Source organism: Roseivivax lentus (assembly GCF_900156805.1).
Classification (GTDB): Bacteria; Pseudomonadota; Alphaproteobacteria; order Rhodobacterales; family Rhodobacteraceae; genus Roseivivax; species Roseivivax lentus.
Map to the genome: position 1 here is coordinate 611,225 of NZ_FTOQ01000002.1, position 19,888 is coordinate 631,112.

19 protein-coding genes and 1 tRNA gene are annotated in these 19,888 nt (G+C 67.5%); 6 read left to right on the top strand and 14 right to left on the bottom strand.

Features of this window, described 5'->3' with window-relative positions:
- Positions 1 to 14: 14 nt before the first annotated feature.
- Together BW990_RS06590 and BW990_RS06595 are read right to left on the bottom strand one after the other, a co-directional pair.
- Complete coding sequence (locus tag BW990_RS06590; protein WP_076446182.1) at positions 15 to 1,202, bottom strand: UbiH/UbiF family hydroxylase; 1,188 nt, start codon at positions 1,200 to 1,202, stop codon at positions 15 to 17.
- Positions 1,203 to 1,295: 93 nt separating this feature from the next.
- On the bottom strand, positions 1,296 to 1,937 hold the full coding sequence (locus tag BW990_RS06595) for a pyrimidine 5'-nucleotidase (RefSeq protein WP_076446184.1): 642 nt from the start codon (positions 1,935 to 1,937) through the stop codon (positions 1,296 to 1,298).
- Between the two features lie 99 nt (positions 1,938 to 2,036).
- Between BW990_RS06595 and BW990_RS06600 the strand changes: the two genes are divergently transcribed.
- Positions 2,037 to 2,681 carry a GntR family transcriptional regulator gene (locus BW990_RS06600; protein WP_076446186.1) on the top strand — a complete coding sequence of 215 codons (645 nt, stop codon included), beginning with the start codon at positions 2,037 to 2,039 and terminating at the stop codon, positions 2,679 to 2,681.
- Between the two features lie 52 nt (positions 2,682 to 2,733).
- On the opposite strand, the gene BW990_RS06605 is transcribed toward BW990_RS06600, so the two are convergent.
- Both BW990_RS06605 and carA read right to left on the bottom strand, forming a co-directional pair.
- On the bottom strand, positions 2,734 to 4,614 hold the full coding sequence (locus BW990_RS06605; RefSeq protein WP_234990176.1) for a glycosyltransferase: 1,881 nt from the start codon (positions 4,612 to 4,614) through the stop codon (positions 2,734 to 2,736).
- Positions 4,615 to 4,686: 72 nt separating this feature from the next.
- Positions 4,687 to 5,838: a glutamine-hydrolyzing carbamoyl-phosphate synthase small subunit gene (carA, locus tag BW990_RS06610; protein WP_076446188.1), complete on the bottom strand. Its 1,152-nt coding sequence runs from the start codon at positions 5,836 to 5,838 to the stop codon at positions 4,687 to 4,689.
- Between the two features lie 183 nt (positions 5,839 to 6,021).
- Here carA and BW990_RS06615 point away from each other — a divergent pair, with 183 nt between their 5' ends.
- On the top strand, positions 6,022 to 6,483 hold the full coding sequence (locus tag BW990_RS06615) for a GatB/YqeY domain-containing protein (protein WP_076446190.1): 462 nt from the start codon (positions 6,022 to 6,024) through the stop codon (positions 6,481 to 6,483).
- Positions 6,484 to 6,889: 406 nt separating this feature from the next.
- Here the strand turns inward: BW990_RS06615 and BW990_RS06620 are convergent, their stop codons facing one another.
- From BW990_RS06620 to lipB, 5 genes are all read right to left on the bottom strand, one after another.
- Positions 6,890 to 7,792 carry a glycosyltransferase family protein gene (locus BW990_RS06620; protein WP_076446193.1) on the bottom strand — a complete coding sequence of 301 codons (903 nt, stop codon included), beginning with the start codon at positions 7,790 to 7,792 and terminating at the stop codon, positions 6,890 to 6,892.
- On the bottom strand, positions 7,792 to 8,289 hold the full coding sequence (locus BW990_RS06625; RefSeq protein WP_076446195.1) for a DUF2244 domain-containing protein: 498 nt from the start codon (positions 8,287 to 8,289) through the stop codon (positions 7,792 to 7,794). The genes BW990_RS06620 and BW990_RS06625 overlap by 1 nt, the downstream gene beginning before the upstream one ends.
- A 154-nt stretch (positions 8,290 to 8,443) precedes the next feature.
- Complete coding sequence (gene ctaD, locus BW990_RS06630; RefSeq protein ID WP_076446197.1) at positions 8,444 to 10,117, bottom strand: cytochrome c oxidase subunit I; 1,674 nt, start codon at positions 10,115 to 10,117, stop codon at positions 8,444 to 8,446.
- A gap of 445 nt (positions 10,118 to 10,562) precedes the next feature.
- A complete protein-coding gene (locus BW990_RS06635; RefSeq protein WP_076446199.1) occupies positions 10,563 to 12,110 on the bottom strand; it encodes an alpha-amylase family glycosyl hydrolase in 1,548 nt (515 codons plus the stop codon).
- A gap of 150 nt (positions 12,111 to 12,260) precedes the next feature.
- A complete protein-coding gene (gene lipB, locus BW990_RS06640) occupies positions 12,261 to 12,923 on the bottom strand; it encodes a lipoyl(octanoyl) transferase LipB (protein ID WP_076446201.1) in 663 nt (220 codons plus the stop codon).
- Between the two features lie 193 nt (positions 12,924 to 13,116).
- Between lipB and BW990_RS06645 the strand changes: the two genes are divergently transcribed.
- Positions 13,117 to 13,203, top strand: a tRNA-Leu gene (locus BW990_RS06645).
- A gap of 212 nt (positions 13,204 to 13,415) precedes the next feature.
- Here the strand turns inward: BW990_RS06645 and BW990_RS06650 are convergent.
- Together BW990_RS06650 and BW990_RS06655 are read right to left on the bottom strand one after the other, a co-directional pair.
- A complete protein-coding gene (locus BW990_RS06650; protein WP_076446203.1) occupies positions 13,416 to 14,159 on the bottom strand; it encodes a Bax inhibitor-1/YccA family protein in 744 nt (247 codons plus the stop codon).
- 139 nt (positions 14,160 to 14,298) lie between these two features.
- Complete coding sequence (locus BW990_RS06655) at positions 14,299 to 14,511, bottom strand: DUF1127 domain-containing protein (RefSeq protein ID WP_076446205.1); 213 nt, start codon at positions 14,509 to 14,511, stop codon at positions 14,299 to 14,301.
- 135 nt (positions 14,512 to 14,646) lie between these two features.
- Here BW990_RS06655 and BW990_RS06660 point away from each other — a divergent pair, with 135 nt between their 5' ends.
- Positions 14,647 to 15,489, top strand: coding sequence for a LysR family transcriptional regulator (locus BW990_RS06660; protein ID WP_076446207.1), 843 nt, complete (start codon positions 14,647 to 14,649; stop codon positions 15,487 to 15,489).
- Here BW990_RS06660 and BW990_RS06665 read toward each other — a convergent pair.
- The 3 genes from BW990_RS06665 to BW990_RS06675 form a co-directional block, all read right to left on the bottom strand.
- A complete protein-coding gene (locus tag BW990_RS06665; RefSeq protein WP_076446209.1) occupies positions 15,486 to 16,211 on the bottom strand; it encodes a sulfotransferase-like domain-containing protein in 726 nt (241 codons plus the stop codon). The two genes, BW990_RS06660 and BW990_RS06665, sit on opposite strands and share 4 nt — an antisense overlap.
- Positions 16,208 to 17,107 carry a D-amino acid aminotransferase gene (locus tag BW990_RS06670; protein ID WP_076446211.1) on the bottom strand — a complete coding sequence of 300 codons (900 nt, stop codon included), beginning with the start codon at positions 17,105 to 17,107 and terminating at the stop codon, positions 16,208 to 16,210. Before BW990_RS06670 ends, BW990_RS06665 begins: the two co-directional genes overlap by 4 nt.
- Before the next feature lie 211 nt (positions 17,108 to 17,318).
- Positions 17,319 to 18,281 carry an NADPH:quinone oxidoreductase family protein gene (locus tag BW990_RS06675; protein ID WP_076446213.1) on the bottom strand — a complete coding sequence of 321 codons (963 nt, stop codon included), beginning with the start codon at positions 18,279 to 18,281 and terminating at the stop codon, positions 17,319 to 17,321.
- Between the two features lie 311 nt (positions 18,282 to 18,592).
- Between BW990_RS06675 and BW990_RS06680 the strand changes: the two genes are divergently transcribed.
- Positions 18,593 to 18,973, top strand: coding sequence for a helix-turn-helix domain-containing protein (locus BW990_RS06680; RefSeq protein WP_076446214.1), 381 nt, complete (start codon positions 18,593 to 18,595; stop codon positions 18,971 to 18,973).
- Between the two features lie 111 nt (positions 18,974 to 19,084).
- The gene (gene hisN / locus BW990_RS06685; protein ID WP_076446405.1) at positions 19,085 to 19,888 is read left to right on the top strand and encodes a histidinol-phosphatase; all 804 of its coding nucleotides are present in this window, start codon (positions 19,085 to 19,087) and stop codon (positions 19,886 to 19,888) included.

Below are 19,888 nucleotides of genomic sequence, written 5' to 3' on the forward strand. Positions count from 1 at the left end.
CCGCGTCGATCCGATCAGCGCGCCTTCGCCCCGAGGCCGAGCTCCATGACCGACCGGCGCACCGGTGCAAGGTCGTGCAGCAGGCTCAATCCCCGCGACCGCGCGGCCTGCAGCACCGGCGCGCCCTGCATCGAGGCGCGGTTCAGCGCGGAAATGCCGGACATGCGCAGGTGGATATCGGGGCCGCGAGCCTTCTCGTAGGCGTCCAGCATGGGCTGGTCGCCCAGCCGTTCCGGCGCCGCGACCGCGAGGTCGAGCAGCGTCTCGAGATCGCGCAGCGACATGTTCAGCCCCTGCGCGCCGATGGGCGGCATGACATGCGCGGCCTCGGCGACAAGCGCGAGGCGCTGGGCGGTCAGCCGGTCTGCGCCCTGCGTGATGATTGGCCAGAGATTGCGCTTCGAGGCCAGACGTAGCGGCCCGTACAGCCCCGCGGAGCGGTCGGTCATCTCGGCCTCGAACGTCGCCACGTCGAGCGCCGCGCGCCGCTCGGCGGCGCGGGCCTCCATCATCCAGACCACCGCCGAGGACGGACGCCCGTCGTGATCGGGCAGCGGCACCAGCGTGAAGGGGCCGCCCGCGCGATGGACCTCGGTCGAGACATTGCCGTGCGGGGCGTCATGCGTGACCGCGAAGGCGAGCGCCTTCTGGCAGTAGCGCGTGGTCTTCACGCCGATGCCCGCCGCCTGCCGCATTGGCGAGCCGCGCCCGTCGGCGGCGATGACCAGCCGCACCTTCACGCGGCTGCCGTCCGACAGCCCGACCCGCGCCTCGCCGGTGCGGGTGAAGAGCGACGTGGTCGCGGTGCCGGGGCGGTAATCGACGCCCGGCATGGCACCGAGCGCCGCCGCCATCTCGCGCCGCAGCAGCCAGTTCGGCAGGTTCCATCCGAAGGGCAGGTCCGAGATGTCGGAGGCGTCGAAATCGCGCGTGACGGGCGGCGACTGGCTGGCATCGGCGATGCGCATCACCTGCAAGGGCGTCGCGTGGTCCGCCAGCCTGTCCCACAATCCCGCCCGGTCGAGAAAGGCGCGCGCGGGCTGCAGGAAGGCGGTGGTGCGCAGATCGGCGCCCTCGGCGTCGCGCTCGGTGACCGGGGGCGCCGGATCGACGATCAGCACCGAGAAGCCCGCGCGCCCGAACGCCGCCGCCGCAGTCATCCCGGCGATCCCGCCGCCCGAAATCAGGATATCGAAGTCCATTCGTGACGCCTCCTTCGGGTCTTCGCGTCCAAAGATGGGGCGGGCGGGCCGCCCGTGCCAGTGGGCGCTTGGTCGCGGCAGCCCCGCGCGCGGCTAGAGCACGCGCGACAGGAACTCCGACAGATCGTCGGTATGGTGGTGGATATGCGGCGCCGGCCGGGCCTCGGGGGCGACGTGGATCGTGCGCATGCCCATCGCATGCGGCGCCGCGAGGTTGCGCGGCTCGTCCTCGAACATCGCCGCGCGCGCGGTGTCGGTGCCGTCCTTGGCGAAGACCCGCTCGAAGGCGGTGCGCTCGGGTTTCGGGGCGAAGCCCGCGTGCTCGACGCCGTAGATCGCGTCGAAAAGCCCCGTGAGCCCGCGCGCCTCAAGCACCCGCGACGCATAGGGCGCCGAGCCGTTGGTGTAGACGATGCGCCGCCCGGGCAGGGCGCCGATCCGCTCCGCCAGCACCGGATCGGGCGAAAGCGGCGCGAAGGAAATGTCGTGCACCTCATGCAGGTAGCCGTCCGGATCGACGCCATGCACCTGCATCAGCCCGGCCAGCGTGGTGCCGTATTCCGCCCAGTAGACCTTGCGCAGCCGGTTCGCCTCTTCGGCATCGACGGAGAGTTCGCGCATCACCCAATCGGTCATGCGCGTCTCGATCTGGTCGAAGAGCCGCGCCTCGGGCGGATAGAGCGTGTTGTCGAGGTCGAAGACCCAGTGGCGGATATGGGAAAAACTGTCGCGCATGGGGCTGAGCTAATGCGCGCGGCGGCCCGGGGCAATGGCTGGCTTGCCAGAGTGCTGCGAACCTGCGTATTTTTGTATTGCGTACAAAGGAATACCGTCATGCGAGACCGCGCCACCCCCAATCGCGACGCCTATTCGCTGATCCTCGAGGCGATCGACGTGGGCACCTTCAAGCCCGGCGACCGACTGGTGGAAAGCGATCTGGCGGAGCGTTTCGGCGTCTCGCGCACGCCCATCCGCGAGGCGCTGCAGCGCCTCGAGACGCAGTCGCTGCTGGCGCGCGACGGGCGCTCGCTGATCGTGGCCTCGCTCGATCACAACCAGATGGCCGAGCTTTACGCGGTGCGCACCGAGCTCGAAGGGCTGGCCGCGCGGCTGGCCGCGCGCCACGCCACCGAGGAGGAGATCGCGGTGCTCGCCGACATGGTCGAGGAGGACCGCGCCCGGCTCGACGATCCCAAGGCGCTGGCGCGGGCGAACCGGCGGTTTCACAAGCAGATCCACCTGGCCTCGCACAACCGCTACCTCGTGCAGCAGCTCGACCTCGTGCACCGCTCCATGGCGCTGATGGCGACGACCTCGCTGGCGGCGGAGGGGCGCGGCACCCGCGCGCTCGAGGAACACGGCGCCATCGTCGACGCGATCCGCCGCCGCGACGAAGAGGCCGCCTACAAGGCGCTCCGCGACCATATCTCGGTGGCCTTCGTCACGCGCCTGAAGCTCGACGCCGCCACCGAGCGCTGATCCGCCCGCAGCGCGCCGATTGATCCCGTCCAAGACGCCCGGTCCCGAAGGCTCAGTCCGGCACGCGATCCGCGTCGGGCCGGTCGGGGGCGGAATGGCCGTGCTGGGTCTTGTCCCAGTGAAAGGGCCGGGTGACGAGTTCCCAGGCGGCGCGGTACATGGCGATCGTGCCCAGCGGAAAATACAGGATCAGCCCCGGCACCCAGGCCATCAGATGCGGATGCGGGCTGCGCGCCACGGCGATCAGGCCCGCGAGCACCGTCACCGCCTCGCCCGCGATGAAGATCGCGAAAAGCCCGGCCAGCGCCTCGGGCAACAGGAGCCCCGCCACCGGGTGCGGCGCGCCCGCAAGCAGCAGCCAGAAGGACCAGAGCACCGGCGCCAGCAGGAATTGCAGAAGCGTGCCGAGAAACAGGACCTGCACCGCGCCCGCGCGCCACGGCCCGAGATCGCGCACCAGCGCAGCCGGATCGCGGCTATGGGTGGCCCAGGTCATGGCGTAGCCCTTGAGCCAGCGCGCGCGCTGCTTGATCCAGGGCCAGAGCCGGTTGTTGGCCTCTTCGCGGGTGACGGTCTGCACGATCTCCGTGCGAAAGCCGTGCCGCGCAAGGCGCAGGCCCAGATCGGCATCCTCGGTCACGTTGTGGGCGTCCCAGCCGCGCACCGCCTCGAGCGCCTCGCGCCGGAAGTAGACCGTCGTGCCGCCGAGCGGGATCGGCACGCCCAGCCGCGCGAGCCCCGGAAGGACCAGCCGGAACCAGGTGGCGTATTCGATGGCGAAGCAGCGCGACAGCCAGTTCGCGCGCGGATTGTAGAAATCGAGGATGCCCTGCAGGCAGGCCACCTCGGGCGGGGCGGTCTGGAAGCGCGCGACGACCCGTTCGATCTGGTCGACCGCCGGGGCGTCCTCGGCATCCAGAATGCCGATCACGCTGCCCTTCGAAAAGCGCAGCGCGTAGTTCAGCGCGCGCGGCTTGGTGCGGATCGTGCCGCCCGGCACGACGATGGTGCGGACCCAGCCCGGCAGCTCTGCCGCGGCGAGAAGGCGGGCGGTCTCGGCGTCGATATCCTCGAGCACGAGCAGCACGGAGAGGCAGGATTTGGGATAGCTGAGCCGCCGCAGCCGCTCGACAAGGGCGCCCGCGATGGCCGCCTCGCGAAAGAGCGGCACGAGGATCGTCACATGGGGCAGGGGATGCGTCGGCGGGCCGGGCAGGGGCACCGGTTTGCGGCTGGCGATGAGTGCGGCGAATTTCAGCGTCTGGGTGGCGATCAGCGTCACCACCGACAGCGCCAGAAGGGCCGCGAAGAAGCTGACCGGCGCCAGCGCCAGAAGCCCCACGCTGCCGATGGCGAGCGCGCTGGCGACGGCGACCCGCGCGGCGCCCGCATGGCCCAGGTCGCGGCAGGCCTCGGCATCGGGCACCGAGGTTTCGGCCTCTGCGATCAGCTGCTGTCCGTGGCGCTGGCCGATCTCCGCATGGATGTCGGTCTCCGAGGCGACGGCCATGACGACCGCGTACCCCGCCGCTTCCAGCCCGCCGCGCACCGCCTCGAAACCCTGCCGGGCCGTGGCCGCGACGACCAGCGTCGCCCCGATCCACATCCAGGGCAGGACGCCGTGGGTGATGCAGATCTCGGCCGACAGGATCCGGTCGAGCCCGCGATCGGGCGGATGTTCCTCGCGGTTGAGCGCCATGACCCCGTAGCGCCGCGCGAGCGTCGAGACGTATTCGCTCTCGTCCACGAGGTCCTGGGCCAGCAGCACATGGCGCAGCGGCGCGCCGGTCGCGACCGCCTCGCCCAGGGCCTCCACCATCTGCGATGCGGAGACCTGGCGCGCGTCGACCATCAGACCCGCGACCGAGCGGCCGCGATCATCGACGCTGGCCGCGGGACGGCCCGGCTGGGATACGACCTTGCCCGAAAGCATGCTGGTCTCCAATGTCTTTGGAGAACCAGTTACGCCTCAGAGGGTTAATGAGCGCTTAACGTTAACCGGGTTTTAAGCCGTCGCGGCCTTGCGCGCGGCCATGCCCTCGGCGAAGCGCTCGAACAGGTAGTAGCTGTCCATCGGGCCGGGGCTCGCCTCGGGGTGCTGCTGCACCGAGAAGACCGGCTTGCCCTCGACCCGCAGGCCGCAATTGGACCCGTCGAAGAGCGAGACATGCGTCTCGAGCACGCCCTTGGGCAGGGTCTGGCTGTCCACCGCGAAGCCGTGATTCATCGAGGTGATCTCGACCTTGCCGGTTTCGGTGTCCTTCACCGGGTGGTTGGCACCGTGATGCCCGTGGTTCATCTTGACCGTCTTCGCACCGAGCGCGAGGGCCAGCATCTGGTGGCCGAGGCAGATGCCGAAGACCGGCAGGTCGCGGGCCAGCACCTCTCGGATCATCGGCACCGCATATTCCCCGGTCGCCGCCGGATCGCCGGGCCCGTTCGACAGGAAGACCCCGTCGGGGTTGAGCGCGAGCACGTCCTCGGCGGTGGCGGTCGCGGGCAGCACGGTCACGTCGCACCCCGCCGAGGCGAGGCAGCGCAGGATGTTGCGCTTGGCGCCGTAATCGATGGCGACGACTTTGTGCACCGGGTCCGTCTGCCGGGTATAGCCCTCGGGCCAGGCCCAACGCATCTCGTCCCAGCGGTAGCTCTGCGCGCAGGTGACGTCCTTGGCGAGGTCGAGCCCTTCGAGCCCGGCGAAGTCGCGCGCCTTGGCGACCAATGCCGCGGTGTCGAACACGCCGTCCGGGGCATGGGCGAGGGCGGCGTGCGGCGCGCCCTGCTGGCGGATCGCGCGGGTCAGGCGCCGCGTGTCGATGCCGCCGATGGCGATGCGGCCCCGGCTCGCCAGCCAATCCGACAGTTCAGAGACCGCGCGCCAGTTCGAGCTTTGCGTCGGCATCCACTTGACGACCATGCCCGCGGCGACCGGATCCTGCGTCTCGTCGTCCTCCGGGTTCACCCCGGTATTGCCGATATGCGGAAAGGTGAAGGTCACGATCTGGCCCGCATAGGAGGGGTCGGTCATGATCTCCTGGTAGCCGGTCATCGCGGTGTTGAAGCAAAGCTCGGCCACCGTCTCTCCGGTGGCGCCGAAGCCCATGCCGTAGAACAACGTGCCGTCGGCCAGGGCGAGGCATGCGGTAGGGGCGGTCATGGGCGAGCCTCCGGTGTTTTCGGGTGTCGCGCCTGTCTAAGTCCGGCGGCTTTCCGGGTCAAGACCGGCTGATTTTGGAAATTCGTATGTATATCAATGCCTTGACGGATTCTCGTCAAGGCTTGCGCCCGTCCCGGCAACGCCCTACCTATCGGTCTCTATCCAATCGAGGGATGAGAGGCCATGGAATTGCGCTCGCGGATCACCACCGCCATGAAACAGGCGATGAAAGACAAGGATGCCGACCGGCTGTCGACGCTCCGTCTGATCAACGCCGCCATCAAGGATCGCGACATCGCCGCACGGGGCGAAGGCCGCGAAGACGGCGTCGGCGACGACGAAGTGCTGGCCATCCTGTCGAAGATGGTCAAGCAGCGGATCGAGAGCGTGAAGACCTACGAAGAGGGTGGACGGCTCGACCTCGCCGCGCGGGAAGAGGCCGAGATCGCGGTGATCGAGGAATACCTGCCCAAGAAGCTGTCCGATGCCGAGGTGACCCAAGCCATCGACAAGGCCGTGGCCGAGGTCGGCGCGGATTCGATCCGCGACATGGGCCGGGTCATGGGCGTGCTGAAGTCGAGATACCAGGGCCAGATGGATTTCGGCGCCGCCGGCGCACGGGTGAAGGACCGCCTCGCAGGCTAGGGCCCGGTCGCTGCGACCGAAGGATGAAAGGTCATCCTCGGGCGCGACCCGAGGACCTCCAGCCAGATGCGCATCCCCTGAGGGCCTTGTGCTGACCCGCGGAGCAATCGCGGTGCTTTAGATCCCGCGCCAGCGCCGCCCCGCTGCATGCACCCTTGAACACCCCGGGCCTTCGCGCCGCGCGCGTCAGCAGGAAATCACAACCGCCCGTCGTGCAAAGAACCCGCAGCGCGGAAAAAGGCTGCCCGCGGCCGCCGCGCTCCACGCATCCTGCGCGCGGGCGAAACGAGAAGGCACTTCCCGACGCCCACCGCCAGCGCCCTTCCGCAGACAGGGGCTGCACCGCGTGGCGCATGTGGTTCCGCCGCATGCGCGTGGTTCAACCCGGGTGAGCGCCGCCGCAAACCTAACCCGGAAACTCCCGCGCCACCTCTTCCAGCACCTGCGCATTCGTCACCCGGAACCGTTCCACGAAGCGGGTCTTGAACGACACCCGCCCGCGCCGGGCGCCGAAATTCTCGCCGTGGTTCAGCTCGTACATGACCGACGGCCGGGGCAGGGCGCGCAATCGCAGCCCGGCGAGACGGGCGAGATAGGGAAACATCCGGTGCTCGTGCTGGGTCATCTCGCGCAGGAAGGCGGCACTTTCGGGCAAGGTCGGGTCGTGCCGCACCGCCATGCAGGAGCCGCAGAGCTTCCAGAACGCCCGCTGCCGCGGCGCGCTGAGCGATGCGGGGGCCGCCAGCGCCACCTGCCCGGTCGCGACGTCCCGCACGAAGCCGCGCTCGACCAGCCAGCCATCGCCGCCGCCCACCAGCATCTCGGCCACGACGCCCTGCCGCAGCAGGTCATCGGCGTCGAAGGACATCACGTAGGCGGGCGGGCCGTCCCGCGCCGCGAGGTCGTCGCAAAGTGCCGCCAGCTTGCGCCACTTGTCGTTGCCGGGGGCAGGATCGTCGAAGGGCAGGTGCCGGATGCGCGCATCCTGCGGCAGCGGCGGGGCCGCCTGGCAGCAGATCACCGCCTCCCAGTTCGGGTTGTCCTGCGCGCGGAAGCTTTCGAGCGTGCGGGCAAGCCGGGCCGTGACCGCCTCCCAGTCGCCCACATGGTCGGGCGAGACGAGCGGCATGAGAAAGACGACCTTTTCCGCCGCTGGACCGGGCCCGCGCCGCGCCGCCCGCAAGGCCAGTGCCGCTGTTTCGGAGCGCTGCAGATCCGCCCGTGCCGAGGCCCGGTCCGAGCCGAGAAGGGCCGCCCGCAGAAGATGCGCCCAGCGGCGAGGCTTCGGCGTGGCGGGAACCTGCGCCATCAGGCGGGGCTGTGCCGTGCCAGCCGGTCGCACAATTCCCCGTAGAGCGCCTTGCGCTCGTCCTCGGACAGGAAGGCGCCGATCTCGACCTCGCGGCCCGATCCGTTCAGGGTGACGTAATTCGGCACGGGGCCTCCGGTCTGGTGCAGGGCGACCTTGGCCCAGTAGGGATTGCAATGCCAGTCCTGCGCGTCGCCCTTGGGGTTGTAGCGCGTCAGGTGCACGTCCTCGGGGCCGATCTTCAGGATCTCGAGGATCCGGCGATCCGCCTCGTTCTTGCGCAAGGCCGCGTACATGCCGCCGAGCGCCAGCAGCAGGAAGGGCAGCATCCCCCACAGAAGCGCCGTGCCGAGCAACCCGTATAGCGGGATCGTCGCAAGGGTGAAGGTGCCGAGGATGAAGGCGGCGAAGCCCTTCGGCGGCAGCGAATTATGCGGCCAGAGCGTCAGCTCCTGATCGGGGCGGGTCGGGTCGTCGGGGGTCCAGCGGTAGGGCATGGGATGGGTCCGGTCGTCACTCTGTTCAGGCGGGTCGGGATCGGTCGATGATGCGCCGCGGGACTCGTGCCGCCGGCGCGTGTCTTGTCTCAATGCAAAAGGCCCCGGACGCTGATCCGGGGCCTCTCGTCATGTCAGGTCGGAAACCCGGGGATCAATGGGCGTGGCCCTTGTCCCAATCCTCGCGCTTCGGCAGCTGCTCGAACGTGTGCTCGGGCGGCGGCGAGGGCAGGGTCCATTCCAGGGTGTCCGCATATTCGTTCCAGGGGTTCTCGCGGGTCTCGGGCTTGCCCTTGAACAGCGCGTAGAACATCACGCCGAAGAAGAACAGGAACGAGGCGAAGGAGATGAACGCACCCCAGCTCGACACGTAGTTCCAGAGGGCATAGGCCTCGGGATAGTCGATATAGCGGCGCGGCATGCCCTGACGGCCCAGGAAGTGCTGCGGGAAGAAGGTGATGTTGGCCCCGATGAAGAAGGTCCAGAAATGCACCTTGCCGGCCCATTCGGGATACATCTTGCCGGTCATCTTGGGGAAGTAGAAGTAGATCCCCGCGAAGATGGCGAAGACGGCGCCGAGCGACATCACGTAGTGGAAATGCGCGACCACGTAATAGGTGTCATGGTAGGCGCGGTCCACGGCGGCCTGGCTCAGCACGATCCCGGTGACGCCACCGAGGGTGAAGAGGAACAGGAAGCCGAAGGCCCAGAGCATCGGCGTCTTGAACTCGATCGAGCCGCCCCACATCGTCGCGATCCAGGAGAAGATCTTCACGCCCGTCGGCACCGCGATGACCATCGTGGCCAGCATGAAGTAGCTCTGCTGGGTCAGCGACATGCCCACCGTGTACATGTGGTGCGCCCAGACGACGAAGCCGAGGGCCCCGATCGCGATGATCGCCCAGACCATCGGCAGGTAGCCGAAGACCGGCTTGCGCGAGAAGGTCGCGATCACATGGCTGATGATGCCGAAGCCCGGGAGGACCACGATGTAGACTTCCGGATGCCCGAAGAACCACAAGATGTGCTGGTAGAGCACAGGGTCCCCGCCACCGGCCGGATCGAAGAAGGTCGTGCCGAAGTTGCGGTCGGTCAGCAGCATGGTGATCGCGCCCGCCAGAACCGGCAGCGCCAGGAGGATCAGCCAGGCGGTGACGAAGATCGACCAGGCGAAAAGCGGCACCTTGAAGAGCGTCATGCCCGGGGCGCGCATGTTGAGGAACGTCGTGATGACGTTGATCGCACCGAGGATCGACGAGGCACCCGAGACGTGGACCGCGAAGATCGCGAGGTCCATCGACAGGCCGCCTTCCCGCACCGAGAGCGGCGGATACAGCACCCAGCCCACACCGGAGCCCAACTGACCGTTGCCGCCCGGCGAATAGACCGAGCAGATCGCGAGCGTCGTGCCCGCCACATACAGCCAGTAGGACAGGTTGTTCAGGCGCGGGAACGCCATGTCCGGCGCACCGATCTGCAGCGGCATGAAATAGTTGCCGAAGCCGCCGAAGAGCGCCGGAATGACCACGAAGAACATCATCAGGATGCCGTGGCCGGTGATCAGAACGTTCCAGAGATGGCCGTTCGGGGTACATTCGCCCGGGGCCGCGGCGAACATCCGCGCGCCTTCCAGACACATGTACTGAACGCCCGGCTCCATGAGCTCGAGACGCATGTAAACGGTGAAGGCGACCGAGATGAAACCTGCCAGGGCCGACGTGACCAGGTACAGGATCCCGATATCCTTGTGGTTGGTGGACATGAACCACCGGGTGAAGAACCCCCGGTTGTCTTCGTGCTCATGGCCGTGGATGGCGGCGTCTGCCATGTAAGCCTCCTCAAGGTGTTATCCGATCGGACGGGACAGACTCGCCCGCCGCGTCAAAGGCCTGTTTAGGCAAAGCGATCCGCACGGGCAATGACCGCTTTCGTCGCAGGCCGGTCATTTTTGTCGCAGATGTCCGGTTTCCCGGAAAGCTGTCACTCTCGCCTGACAGTTTCGGGCCGCGCGCTGTCAAGGCCGCCCGGCCGGGCCGGGGCAGATTGCGCGAAACCCCGGGGCGCGCCCGCCGCGCGCTTCCGGCCCGCCGCTTCGTCGCGCCAACGCCCCGACCGCGCCGCCCGGGGTGTCCCGAACCCGGCAGGGCGCGCCCCCTGTCACGATCGGACCGAAAATACCTCCGGAGGTCTGGAGGCAGCGCCTCCAGCGGATCGGCGCGGGCAGGGCCCGCGTCGATCCGATCAGCTTTCGAGAATGCGCGCGCCAAGCGAGGTCAGCCCAGCGACAACCGCCCCGCCCCCGGCGCCAGCGGCCCGTCCTCCACGTCGTCGGTGGCCAGCACCACCGAGCCGGGCAGGGGCGCGTCCACCGGTGCGTCGCCCCAGTTGATCGCCACATGGGCGATCTCCTCGCCCGCGCGGCGGGAATAGTAAAGCACGCCGTCCTCGGCGCGCAGGCCCTCCAGATCGCCCCGGCGCAAGGCGTCGCGTTCGCGGCGCAGCGCCAGAAGCCGGCGGTAGAAGGCCAGCATGGAGCCCGGGTCGTTGCTTTGCCGGGCGACGATCCGTTCCGGCGCGAGGTCCATGGGCAGCCAGGGCGTCACGTCCGAGAAGCCGCCATGGGGGGCGTCTTCCCAGGCGATGGGCGTGCGCACCGGATCGCGGCCAAGCCCTTGCCCGGGCACGTTCTTTTCCCAGGGGTCCTGCACGCGGTCGGCGGGGACGGGGACGTTCTCCATGCCCAGCTCCTCGCCCTGGTAGATGGTGGGCGTGCCGCGCAGGGTCAGCAGCATGAGCGCGGCGGCGCGGGCGCGGTCGGGGCCGATGCGGCTGGCGATGCGCGCGCGGTCATGGTTGCCGAGCACCCAGTTGGGCCAGGCGCCCTCGGGCAGGGCGGCCTCGTATTCGGCGATCAGCGTGGCGAGGTTGTCGGCCTCCCATTCGGTCTCGATCAGCATGAAGTTGAAGGGCTGCTGGAAGGCGTCGAGCTTCTCGCCGTAATAGCGCATGACCTGTTCGGTCTCGCCGTAGGCTTCGCCCACCAACAGGCGCGGCGGGTCGTATTCCTCGGCCACTTCGCGCATTTCGCGGGCGATCTCGAAGATCTCCGGCTGGTGCTTGGTGTTCGTGCCGAGATGGCTGCGCGCCGGTCCCATGCTCTCCACCCATTCGGGATTGGGCGGATTGTCCCCGGCCTCGGGGTTCGGGACCATGTTCTCCACCGCATCGACGCGGAACCCGTCCACACCCCGGTCGAACCAGGTGCGCATCACGTCGTACATGGCCGCGCGCAGCTCGGGATTGTGCCAGTTGAGGCTCGGCTGCTCGGTCAGGAAGATATGCATGTAAAATTGCCCGGTCGCCTCGTGAAAGGTCCAGGCGGGGCCGGCGAACTCGCTGATCCAGTTGGTGGGCGGGCTGCCGTCGGGCTTCGGGTCGCGCCAGACATACCAGTCGCGCTTGGGGCTGTCCTTCGACGCGCAGGCATCGAGGAACCAGGGATGCTGGTCCGAGGTGTGGCTCGGCACGAAATCCAGGAGCACCTTGAGTCCGCGCCCATGGGCGGCGGCGATCAGGTCCTCGAAATCCTCGAGCGTGCCGAAGGTCGGGTCGATGCCGGTGTAATCCGACACGTCGTAGCCCGCATCCTTCATCGGCGAGGGGTAGATGGGCGAGATCCAGGCCGCATCGACGCCCAGATCGACGAGGTGGTCGAGCCGCGCTGCGATGCCCTTCAGATCGCCGACGCCGTCGCCGTTCGTGTCCTGGAAGCTGCGCGGATAGATCTGGTAGATGACGCCGTCTTTCCACCATTCGGACATCGGACTCTCCTTGGTCGCCGGGGGGTCGTTCGCGCTAACATGCGGCTCGATGCTGCGGGTGCAAGGTGAAATCCGTGCATGACCGGGGTTTCGTGCCTGGAACGAAGGCAGGTGCAGGACCAGGTGTCGCATTTTGCGGCGCGCGGCGCGCTAGTCCGGGGGCGCGTCCCCGAAGACCGCGTCGAAGGATCGCCGCAGCGCCACGTCCACATCGTCCATCGTTACCGGCAGGCCCAGATCGACGAGGCTCGTCACGCCGTATTCGGTGATGCCGCAGGGAACGATGCCGTCGAAATGGCTCAAGTCCGGCTCCACGTTGATCGACACGCCGTGAAAGCTGACCCAGCGGCGCAGGCGGATGCCGATGGCCGCGATCTTGTCCTCTGCCAGAGCGCCGGTGACGGTCCGGGGCTTTTCTGGCCGCTCGATCCAGACGCCGACGCGGCCCTCGCGGATATGGCCCGTGAGCCCGAACTCGCCCAGAGCACCGATCACCCAGGCCTCGAGATCGGCCACGAAGCGGCGCACGTCGCGGCCCCGGCGGCCCACATCGAGCATGGTATAGGCCACGCGCTGGCCCGGCCCGTGATAGGTGTATTGCCCGCCGCGCTTGCTCTCATAGACCGGAAAGCGGTCGGCATCCTTCAGGTCTTCGCGCCGCGCGGAGGTGCCCGCGGTGTAGAGCGGGGGGTGTTCGACGAGCCAGACCAGCTCCTCGGCCTCACCCGCCGCGATGGCTTCGGCGCGGGCTTCCATGAAAGCCACGGCCTCGGCATACCCGGTCAGTCCATCCGCGATGCGCCACTCCACCATGGCCGTCTCCCTGCCTGCTGGCCCGCTCATATCCTGCCGCGCGGGCGGAGGAAAGCCGCCCCCCGGGCCCGCCGTCCCCTCCGCATCCAAGCCCGTCCGGCGGCTGTCCGGGAGGCCCCGAAAAAATCGCCAAAAGACCCCTTCACAAGGTCAGACGCCTCATCTATACGCACGCCACCAAGTCACAGACAGTGCGGTCGTGGCGGAATTGGTAGACGCGCAGCGTTGAGGTCGCTGTGGGGTAACTCCCGTGGAAGTTCGAGTCTTCTCGACCGCACCATTCTTTCCCTGAGCCCGAGACGGGCGGCGCTTCGGCAGATGGGATCGGACTGGGTTTTCGTTTGAAATCATCAGGCTAAAAGCCGCTTCGGTATGCGCGTGCGGCAGCTGTGCGCGCGTCGCACGCCCCGGCAGATGACCCCGCGTCCGCGCATGAAAAAACCGCCGGAGCGCAGGCTCCGGCGGTCGTCGTCTTGTCAGTTCCAGCTGAGATTATTCGCGATTGCCGAACAGCTGCAGCAGGAACATGAACATGTTGATGAAGTCGAGGTAGAGACGCAGCGCGCCCATGATCGCCGACTTGCCGAGCCATTCCTGATCGGCGTGGCGGGCATGCTCGACATACTCGTTCTTGATCGACTGCGTGTCATACGCGGTCAGACCCGCGAAAATCAGCACGCCGAGGATCGAGACCGCGAACATGATCGCCGGGCTCTGCAGGAAGATGTTGATGATCGAGGCCACGACGAGGCCGATCACGCCCATCATCAGGAAGGTGCCCCAACCTGACAGATCCTTCTTGGTGGTGTAGCCGAAGAGCGACAGACCCGCGAAGGAGATCGAGGTCACCAGGAACACCTGCGCGATCGAGACGCCGGTGAAGGCCACGAAGATCCACGACAGCGACAGACCCATCACCGCGGCGAAGACGTAGAAGAAGGTCTGCGCACCGGCTGCGGAGAGCCGGTTGATCGCGGCACCGAAGGCGAACACCATGATGAGGGGTGCGAACATCACGATCCAGCCCAGGATATTGGGCTGCAGGGTGGCGGGGTCGCGGAAGATACCCAGCAATTGCGGGCTGGAGCCGACGGCCCAAGCCACAAGGAAGGTCAGGAACATGCCCACGGACATGGTGCCGTAGACCTTGTTCATATGGGCGCGAAGGCCCTCATCAATCTGAGCCGTACGCGCGCCGGCGGCGGCGCCAGTCCGAACGGTTCCGTATTCAGCCATTCTTTCCTCCGAATTGTGCATATCCGGCAGGGCGCCGGAACTCTGACGAAATATCGGGGCTCCAAACAGGCTTTTCAAGAATTTCCGGTGCATTTGCGGGAAACAATCGTGTCATTGCCCGCGCGGTCAGCCGAAACGGTCAGCCGTGCCAATGCGCGGGCGCATCCCAGGGCAGGCGCGCAGCCTCTTCGAGCGCCTCGTCGCGGCTCACGCCGATATCGCGCAGCAGATGCGGATCGAGATCGCCCAGGGCGCGGCGCTGGCGGGCCAGCGCGGTCATCCGCGCAAGGCGTTCGCCCAGCGGACGGGGACGGCGGGACAGGGCGCGGGGCAGGATATCGGTGAGGGCCATGGGGCAACCTTTCAGGATTCGTGATCGGATCGTATCTATTGATCTGTATGGGTGATATATGAGGGTCCGGTGTTCATTTGTGAAACGAATGTTTTTGAGGTATTGCATCACGAAACGTGATGAATTGGAGGGGTCATGCGCAATCTCGATCTGACCGCCCTGCGCTCCTTCGCGGCCGTGGCCGATCATGGCGGCGTCACCCGGGCCGCGCGGATGCTCAACCTGACGCAATCGGCAGTGTCGATGCAGCTCAAGCGCCTCGAGGAGACGCTGAATGTCCCGCTGCTGGAGCGCGCCGGGCGGGGCGTGGCACTGACCGCGGCGGGCGAGCAGCTTCTGAGTTACGCGCGGCGCATGATCGGCCTCAATGACGAGGTCTACGCGCTCTTGACCGCCGATGCGCTGGAAGGCGAGATCACCCTCGGCGTGCCCGAGGACATTCTCTATCCGGTGGTGCCCCGCGCCATGCAGGATTTCGCAGTCCGCTTCCCGCGCATGCGCCTGCAGCTCGTCACGCATCCGACGGTCAAGCTGCTGGACATGTACGACAAAGGTGAGCTCGATCTGATTCTCACCACCCAGGAAGAGCGGCGCGCCGAGACGCTGACCGAGGCGCCGCTGCGATGGTACGGCGCGCCGGGGGGCAATGCCTGGCGCCAGCGCCCCTTGCCCTATGCGCAGACCCGGAACTGCGCCTTCCGCGGCACGGTGATCCGCGCCCTCGACGCCTCGGAGATTGCGTGGTTTCAGGTGATCGAAAGCGAAAGCGACCGCTCGATCGAGGCGGCGGTGTCCGCCGATCTGGGGGTCGTCGCGCTGATCGAGGGGCATGCGCCCCCGCAACTGGCCGAAATCGAGGCGGGCGGCGCGCTGCCCGATCTCGGCACGACCAAGATCAACCTCTATGCCGAGCGCGCGGTCGAGGCGCCCGCCGCCGCCCTCGCGGAACTGCTGCGCGCGGGCTTCGCCGCGCTCTAGCCCGCGATCTTCAGGGCGCGCGCCTTCATGCGCGTATAATAGGGCATCGCCGCCTCCGCGACCGCATCATAGGGTGGCGCGAGCACCGGCAGGGCCGCTTCACCGCGCTGAAACCCGGTGGAGCGATGGACCTGCCCGTACCAGACCGGCGCCCAGACCCCGTCATAGGGTTTCGCACCGGCGGGCCAGCGCAGCATGGACTTGCTGTATTCGATCCCCAGCGCGCCACAAAGCGCGCGCAGGCTCGCATCAGGATCTGCCAGTATGTCGCTGGAATCGATGACGATTGGCGCTTCGCGCCCCATCTCCGCCGCGGCATCGTAAAGCGCGTCCTGTTGCACGAATCCGATATCGTCGAGCCGCGCCGCCTCGTATTTCGACGCAAAGCTCGCCAGCACCCGGGCAGGATGGCGGATCAGAAAGACGTTGCGCACCGCTCCGAGCCAGTCCCGTGGCACGCCCGGCACCATGTGCTGACACATATGTTTTTGATAAAACAATGGCTTGTCGGACGTATTTCGCGTGCAGTCCCGCGCCACGACCTCGGCATCCGTCTCGCCCGCGGCGATGATCGCGTCGCGCATCGGATGATCCAGCCCGGTGCAGGCGAGGTAGGCGGCGTAGAACGGCTCGTCCCAGACCGCGCAATCGCCCCGCGCCGCGAAGGCGTACATCAGCGCCGTCGAGAGGTTGCGCGGCCCCGACCACATCGCGATGTTCATGCGCCGACCCGCTGCATGTAGGCCGCGCGGATACGCGCGGTCACCGGGCCGAGCGTGCCGTCGCCGATCCGCCGCCCGTCGATTTCGGAGACCGGGGTCTGGGCGCCGAAAGAGCCGGTGAGAAAGGCCTCTTCCGCGCTGTAAGTCTCTGTCAGGGAATAATTCTTCTCGAATACCGGGATGCCTTCGCTGCGGCAGATATCGATCACCTGCGCCCGCGTGATGCCGTTCATGCAATAATCTCCGGTCGAGGTCCAAACCTCGCCCCGGCGCACGATGAAGAAATTGCAGGCATTGGTGGTGTTCACGAAGCCATGCACGTCGAGCATCAGCGCCTCGTCCGCGCCCGCCTTCTCGGCGGCGATGCAGGCGAGGACGCAGTTGAGCTTGGAATGGGAATTGAGCTTGGGGTCCTGGCTCATTGGCAGGCCGCGGATATGCGGCACGGTGGCCAGCCGGATGGGACGCGGCAGATGCGGGCGCGAATGCTCCATGATGATCGCGACGGTGGGGCCGGAACGCGACAGCCCGGGATGCTGGAACGGCCGCGCCTTCACCCCGCGGGTCACCATCAGCCGCGCATGAGCATCGGTCTGCATCTCGTTGGCAATGCGCGTCTTTTCCAGCGCGTCGACGATGCCCTCCGCGGTCAGCCCGATCTCGAGGTCGATGGCCTTCGCGGCTTCGAAAAGGCGGGCGATATGGGCGTCGAGAAAGGCCCATCTGCCGTTGTAGAGGCGCAGCCCCTCCCACACCCCGTCGCCCAGCATGAAGCCCGAATCATAGATCGACACCCGGGCCTCCGCGCGCGGCACCATCGCGCCGTTCAGCCACAGCAGGAGCGCGTCGTTGCGCGCATCCTCCTCGGCATCATGGGTAAAGGTCGTGTCGGTCATGATGCGTCCTTCGAAGGGGGCGTGCGGGATGTGCGGCACGCGATCCGGCGGATTTCACACGGGCGTTAGGAAAGGCGCAAGGTATTGGCGGTACTCCTGCCGGCAGAGCCGTGAGGAGAGGTCGGTCGTGACGCGATGGCGGGTATGGATGGGCGCGCGGATACCGGCATGGCTGGCCGAGTTGTGGCGGGGCGCGGCTGCGCCGCCCGGATCAGCCAATCTCGATCACCACCTTGCCCGTGGATTTCCGCCGCCGCATCAGTTCGAGCCCGTCTGCGGCCTCCGCAAGCGGGAGGACATGGCTGACATGGGGCTTCAGGCGGCCCTCCGCATACCAGCCCATCAGCGTGGACAGGCTGTCCGTGATGACCTCCGGGCGGAAGGCCAGGTATCCGCCCCAGTAGAGCCCCATGATCGACAGGTTCTTCACCAGAAGGTGGTTCGCCTTGATCTGCGGCACGTCGCCGGAGGCGAAGCCGATGGGCAGAAGCCGCGCCTCGGGATTGCAGGCGCGGAACGCCGCTTCGAACTGCTCGCCGCCGACCGGATCGTAGACCACGTCGGCGCCGCCCAGCGCCTTGACCTCGGCGCGCAGATCGGCGGTCTCGGCGTCGATCAGGTGATCCGCACCGGCCCGTTCGGCCACGGCGAGCTTGTCCGCCCCGCGCGCGCAGGCGATGACCGTGGCACCCATCAGCTTGCCGATCTCGACCGCGGTCAGGCCGACTCCGCCCGCCGCACCGAGCACCAGAAGCGTCTCGCCCGGCTGCAGCCGCGCCCGGTGATCGAGCGCCACGTGACTGGTGCCGTAGGCGATCTGGAAGGCCGCGGCGTCCACGGCGCTCATCGCATCGGGCAGGTGGACCGCCCGGCGCGCCTCGAACACGCCGTATTCGGCCAGCCCGCCCCGTCCGCCGAAGACCGCGACCCGGTCGCCCGGCGCGAAGCCGGTCACATCGGCGCCCACCGCGTCGATTGTGCCCGCGACCTCCATGCCGAGGATGAAGGGCAGGGCCGGCGTGTCCTGGTAGGTGCCCTTCATCATCAGCAGATCCGCGAAGTTCAGACCGCAGGCCGCGATCCGGACGCGGATCTCGGCGGGGCCGGGCTCCGGCATGACCGCGTCGGCCAGATGCGGAGGGGTGTCGTGGCTTTCAACGATCAACGCGCGCATGTTCGGATCCTTCGACAAATGGGCATGCCCGTGATGCGCGTCCGGGTCCCGAGCGTCAAGCGCGCCGGGAGGTGCCGCAAAAATCGGCTTGGGTCGGCACGAATCGGCCTTTCCATGGGCGGTATCGCGACTGCCGCACACGTTCTTGCGTCTTGTATGGTAATAACATTTCGCTATAACCTTGCGGGACTGATTGGCTGGGCAGACCATCGCCTGTGTTAGGTACGAGTGTTCAAACCCGACGCGCCGATAGACGCATATCCGCAAGATGTGCCCTGCGGTCGTCTGGCGCATAACAAAGGGAACAGGTTATGACGCATCCCGTCGATGTTCATGTGGGTAAACGAATTCGCCATCGCCGATGGCTTGTGGGGATGACCCAGCAACAGCTCGCCGAAAAGGTGGGAATCAAGTTCCAGCAGATCCAGAAATACGAAACCGGCGCCAACCGCGTTTCCGCATCGCGTCTTTGGGACATCGCCGATGCGCTCGACGTGCCGGTCAGCTGCTTCTTCGAAGGCATCGACGAGGCGGAAGACAAGGCCGAGGATGCGGCCTCCGGTGCCAAGGTGCCCGCGGATATCCTCGGTGACAAGGAGGCGCTCGATCTCGTGCGATCCTATTATGCGATCCCGGAAAACCAGCGCCGGCGCCTGTTCGAACTGGCGCGGGTGCTTTCCGACGTCGCCTGAAAGCCCCGGTTGGTCGACGAGGCGCGCGGCAAGAGCGCGCCCCGTCCGGCACCGCGTGAGCCCGACACCACGCGCCGCGATCCGGCGCAGCTTCCTGCGGACCAGCCGTCCATGAATTTCGCTCTCACCGACGCGGATCGCGCCGATATTCTCGCCACGGCCGATCTGCTGGCCGATATGGCGCGCGACGTCATCCTGCCGCATTTCCGCAGCCGGGAGCTTGGCGCGGACAACAAGGATGCGGCGGGGTTCGATCCGGTCACCGAGGCCGACCGCGCAGCCGAGCAGGCCATGCGCGACATCCTCGCCACCCGCCGCCCGGCGGATGCGATCCTGGGCGAGGAGTTTGGCCCGCAACCGGGTGAAAGCGGTCTGACCTGGGTGCTCGATCCGATCGACGGCACGCGCGGGTTCCTCTGCGGCACGCCCACCTGGGGTGTGCTCATCGCGCTGTCGACCGCGGACCGGGTGCTTTACGGCGTCATCGATCAGCCCTTCACCGGCGAACGGTTCCGGGGCGGTATGGGGCAGGCCGAGGTTACCGGCCCGCAAGGGTCCTATCCGCTGGCCGCGCGGGCCACGACCGATCTCGCCCGGGCCCGGCTGATGACGACCTTCCCAGAGGTCGGCACGCCAAGCCAGCGCGCCGCCTTCGACCGGGTCGCGGCCAGGGTCGAACTCACCCGCTTCGGCATGGATTGCTACGCCTATGCGCTTCTGGCCTGCGGACAGATCGACCTGGTGATCGAGGCCGGCCTCAACGCCTACGACATCCAGGCGCCGATTGCCGTGATCGAGGCGGCGGGGGGTATCGTCACCGACTGGTCGGGCGGCCCGGCGCTGCAGGGCGGCACGGCGCTGGCCGCGGCCACGCCGGAGCTGCACCGCGCGGCGCTGGTGCTCCTGAAAGGCTGA

What these genes read in the sequence shown, in the direction of transcription:
- BW990_RS06590 (WP_076446182.1), bottom strand. Translation starts at nt 1,202, where the DNA reads ATGGACTTCGATATCCTGATTTCGGGCGGCGGGATCGCCGGGATGACT.
- BW990_RS06595 (WP_076446184.1), bottom strand. Translation starts at nt 1,937, where the DNA reads ATGCGCGACAGTTTTTCCCATATCCGCCACTGGGTCTTCGACCTCGAC.
- BW990_RS06600 (WP_076446186.1), top strand. Translation starts at nt 2,037, where the DNA reads ATGCGAGACCGCGCCACCCCCAATCGCGACGCCTATTCGCTGATCCTC.
- BW990_RS06605 (WP_234990176.1), bottom strand. Translation starts at nt 4,614, where the DNA reads ATGCTTTCGGGCAAGGTCGTATCCCAGCCGGGCCGTCCCGCGGCCAGC.
- carA (WP_076446188.1), bottom strand. Translation starts at nt 5,838, where the DNA reads ATGACCGCCCCTACCGCATGCCTCGCCCTGGCCGACGGCACGTTGTTC.
- BW990_RS06615 (WP_076446190.1), top strand. Translation starts at nt 6,022, where the DNA reads ATGGAATTGCGCTCGCGGATCACCACCGCCATGAAACAGGCGATGAAA.
- BW990_RS06620 (WP_076446193.1), bottom strand. Translation starts at nt 7,792, where the DNA reads ATGGCGCAGGTTCCCGCCACGCCGAAGCCTCGCCGCTGGGCGCATCTT.
- BW990_RS06625 (WP_076446195.1), bottom strand. Translation starts at nt 8,289, where the DNA reads ATGCCCTACCGCTGGACCCCCGACGACCCGACCCGCCCCGATCAGGAG.
- ctaD (WP_076446197.1), bottom strand. Translation starts at nt 10,117, where the DNA reads ATGGCAGACGCCGCCATCCACGGCCATGAGCACGAAGACAACCGGGGG.
- BW990_RS06635 (WP_076446199.1), bottom strand. Translation starts at nt 12,110, where the DNA reads ATGTCCGAATGGTGGAAAGACGGCGTCATCTACCAGATCTATCCGCGC.
- lipB (WP_076446201.1), bottom strand. Translation starts at nt 12,923, where the DNA reads ATGGTGGAGTGGCGCATCGCGGATGGACTGACCGGGTATGCCGAGGCC.
- BW990_RS06650 (WP_076446203.1), bottom strand. Translation starts at nt 14,159, where the DNA reads ATGGCTGAATACGGAACCGTTCGGACTGGCGCCGCCGCCGGCGCGCGT.
- BW990_RS06655 (WP_076446205.1), bottom strand. Translation starts at nt 14,511, where the DNA reads ATGGCCCTCACCGATATCCTGCCCCGCGCCCTGTCCCGCCGTCCCCGT.
- BW990_RS06660 (WP_076446207.1), top strand. Translation starts at nt 14,647, where the DNA reads ATGCGCAATCTCGATCTGACCGCCCTGCGCTCCTTCGCGGCCGTGGCC.
- BW990_RS06665 (WP_076446209.1), bottom strand. Translation starts at nt 16,211, where the DNA reads ATGAACATCGCGATGTGGTCGGGGCCGCGCAACCTCTCGACGGCGCTG.
- BW990_RS06670 (WP_076446211.1), bottom strand. Translation starts at nt 17,107, where the DNA reads ATGACCGACACGACCTTTACCCATGATGCCGAGGAGGATGCGCGCAAC.
- BW990_RS06675 (WP_076446213.1), bottom strand. Translation starts at nt 18,281, where the DNA reads ATGCGCGCGTTGATCGTTGAAAGCCACGACACCCCTCCGCATCTGGCC.
- BW990_RS06680 (WP_076446214.1), top strand. Translation starts at nt 18,593, where the DNA reads ATGACGCATCCCGTCGATGTTCATGTGGGTAAACGAATTCGCCATCGC.
- hisN (WP_076446405.1), top strand. Translation starts at nt 19,085, where the DNA reads ATGAATTTCGCTCTCACCGACGCGGATCGCGCCGATATTCTCGCCACG.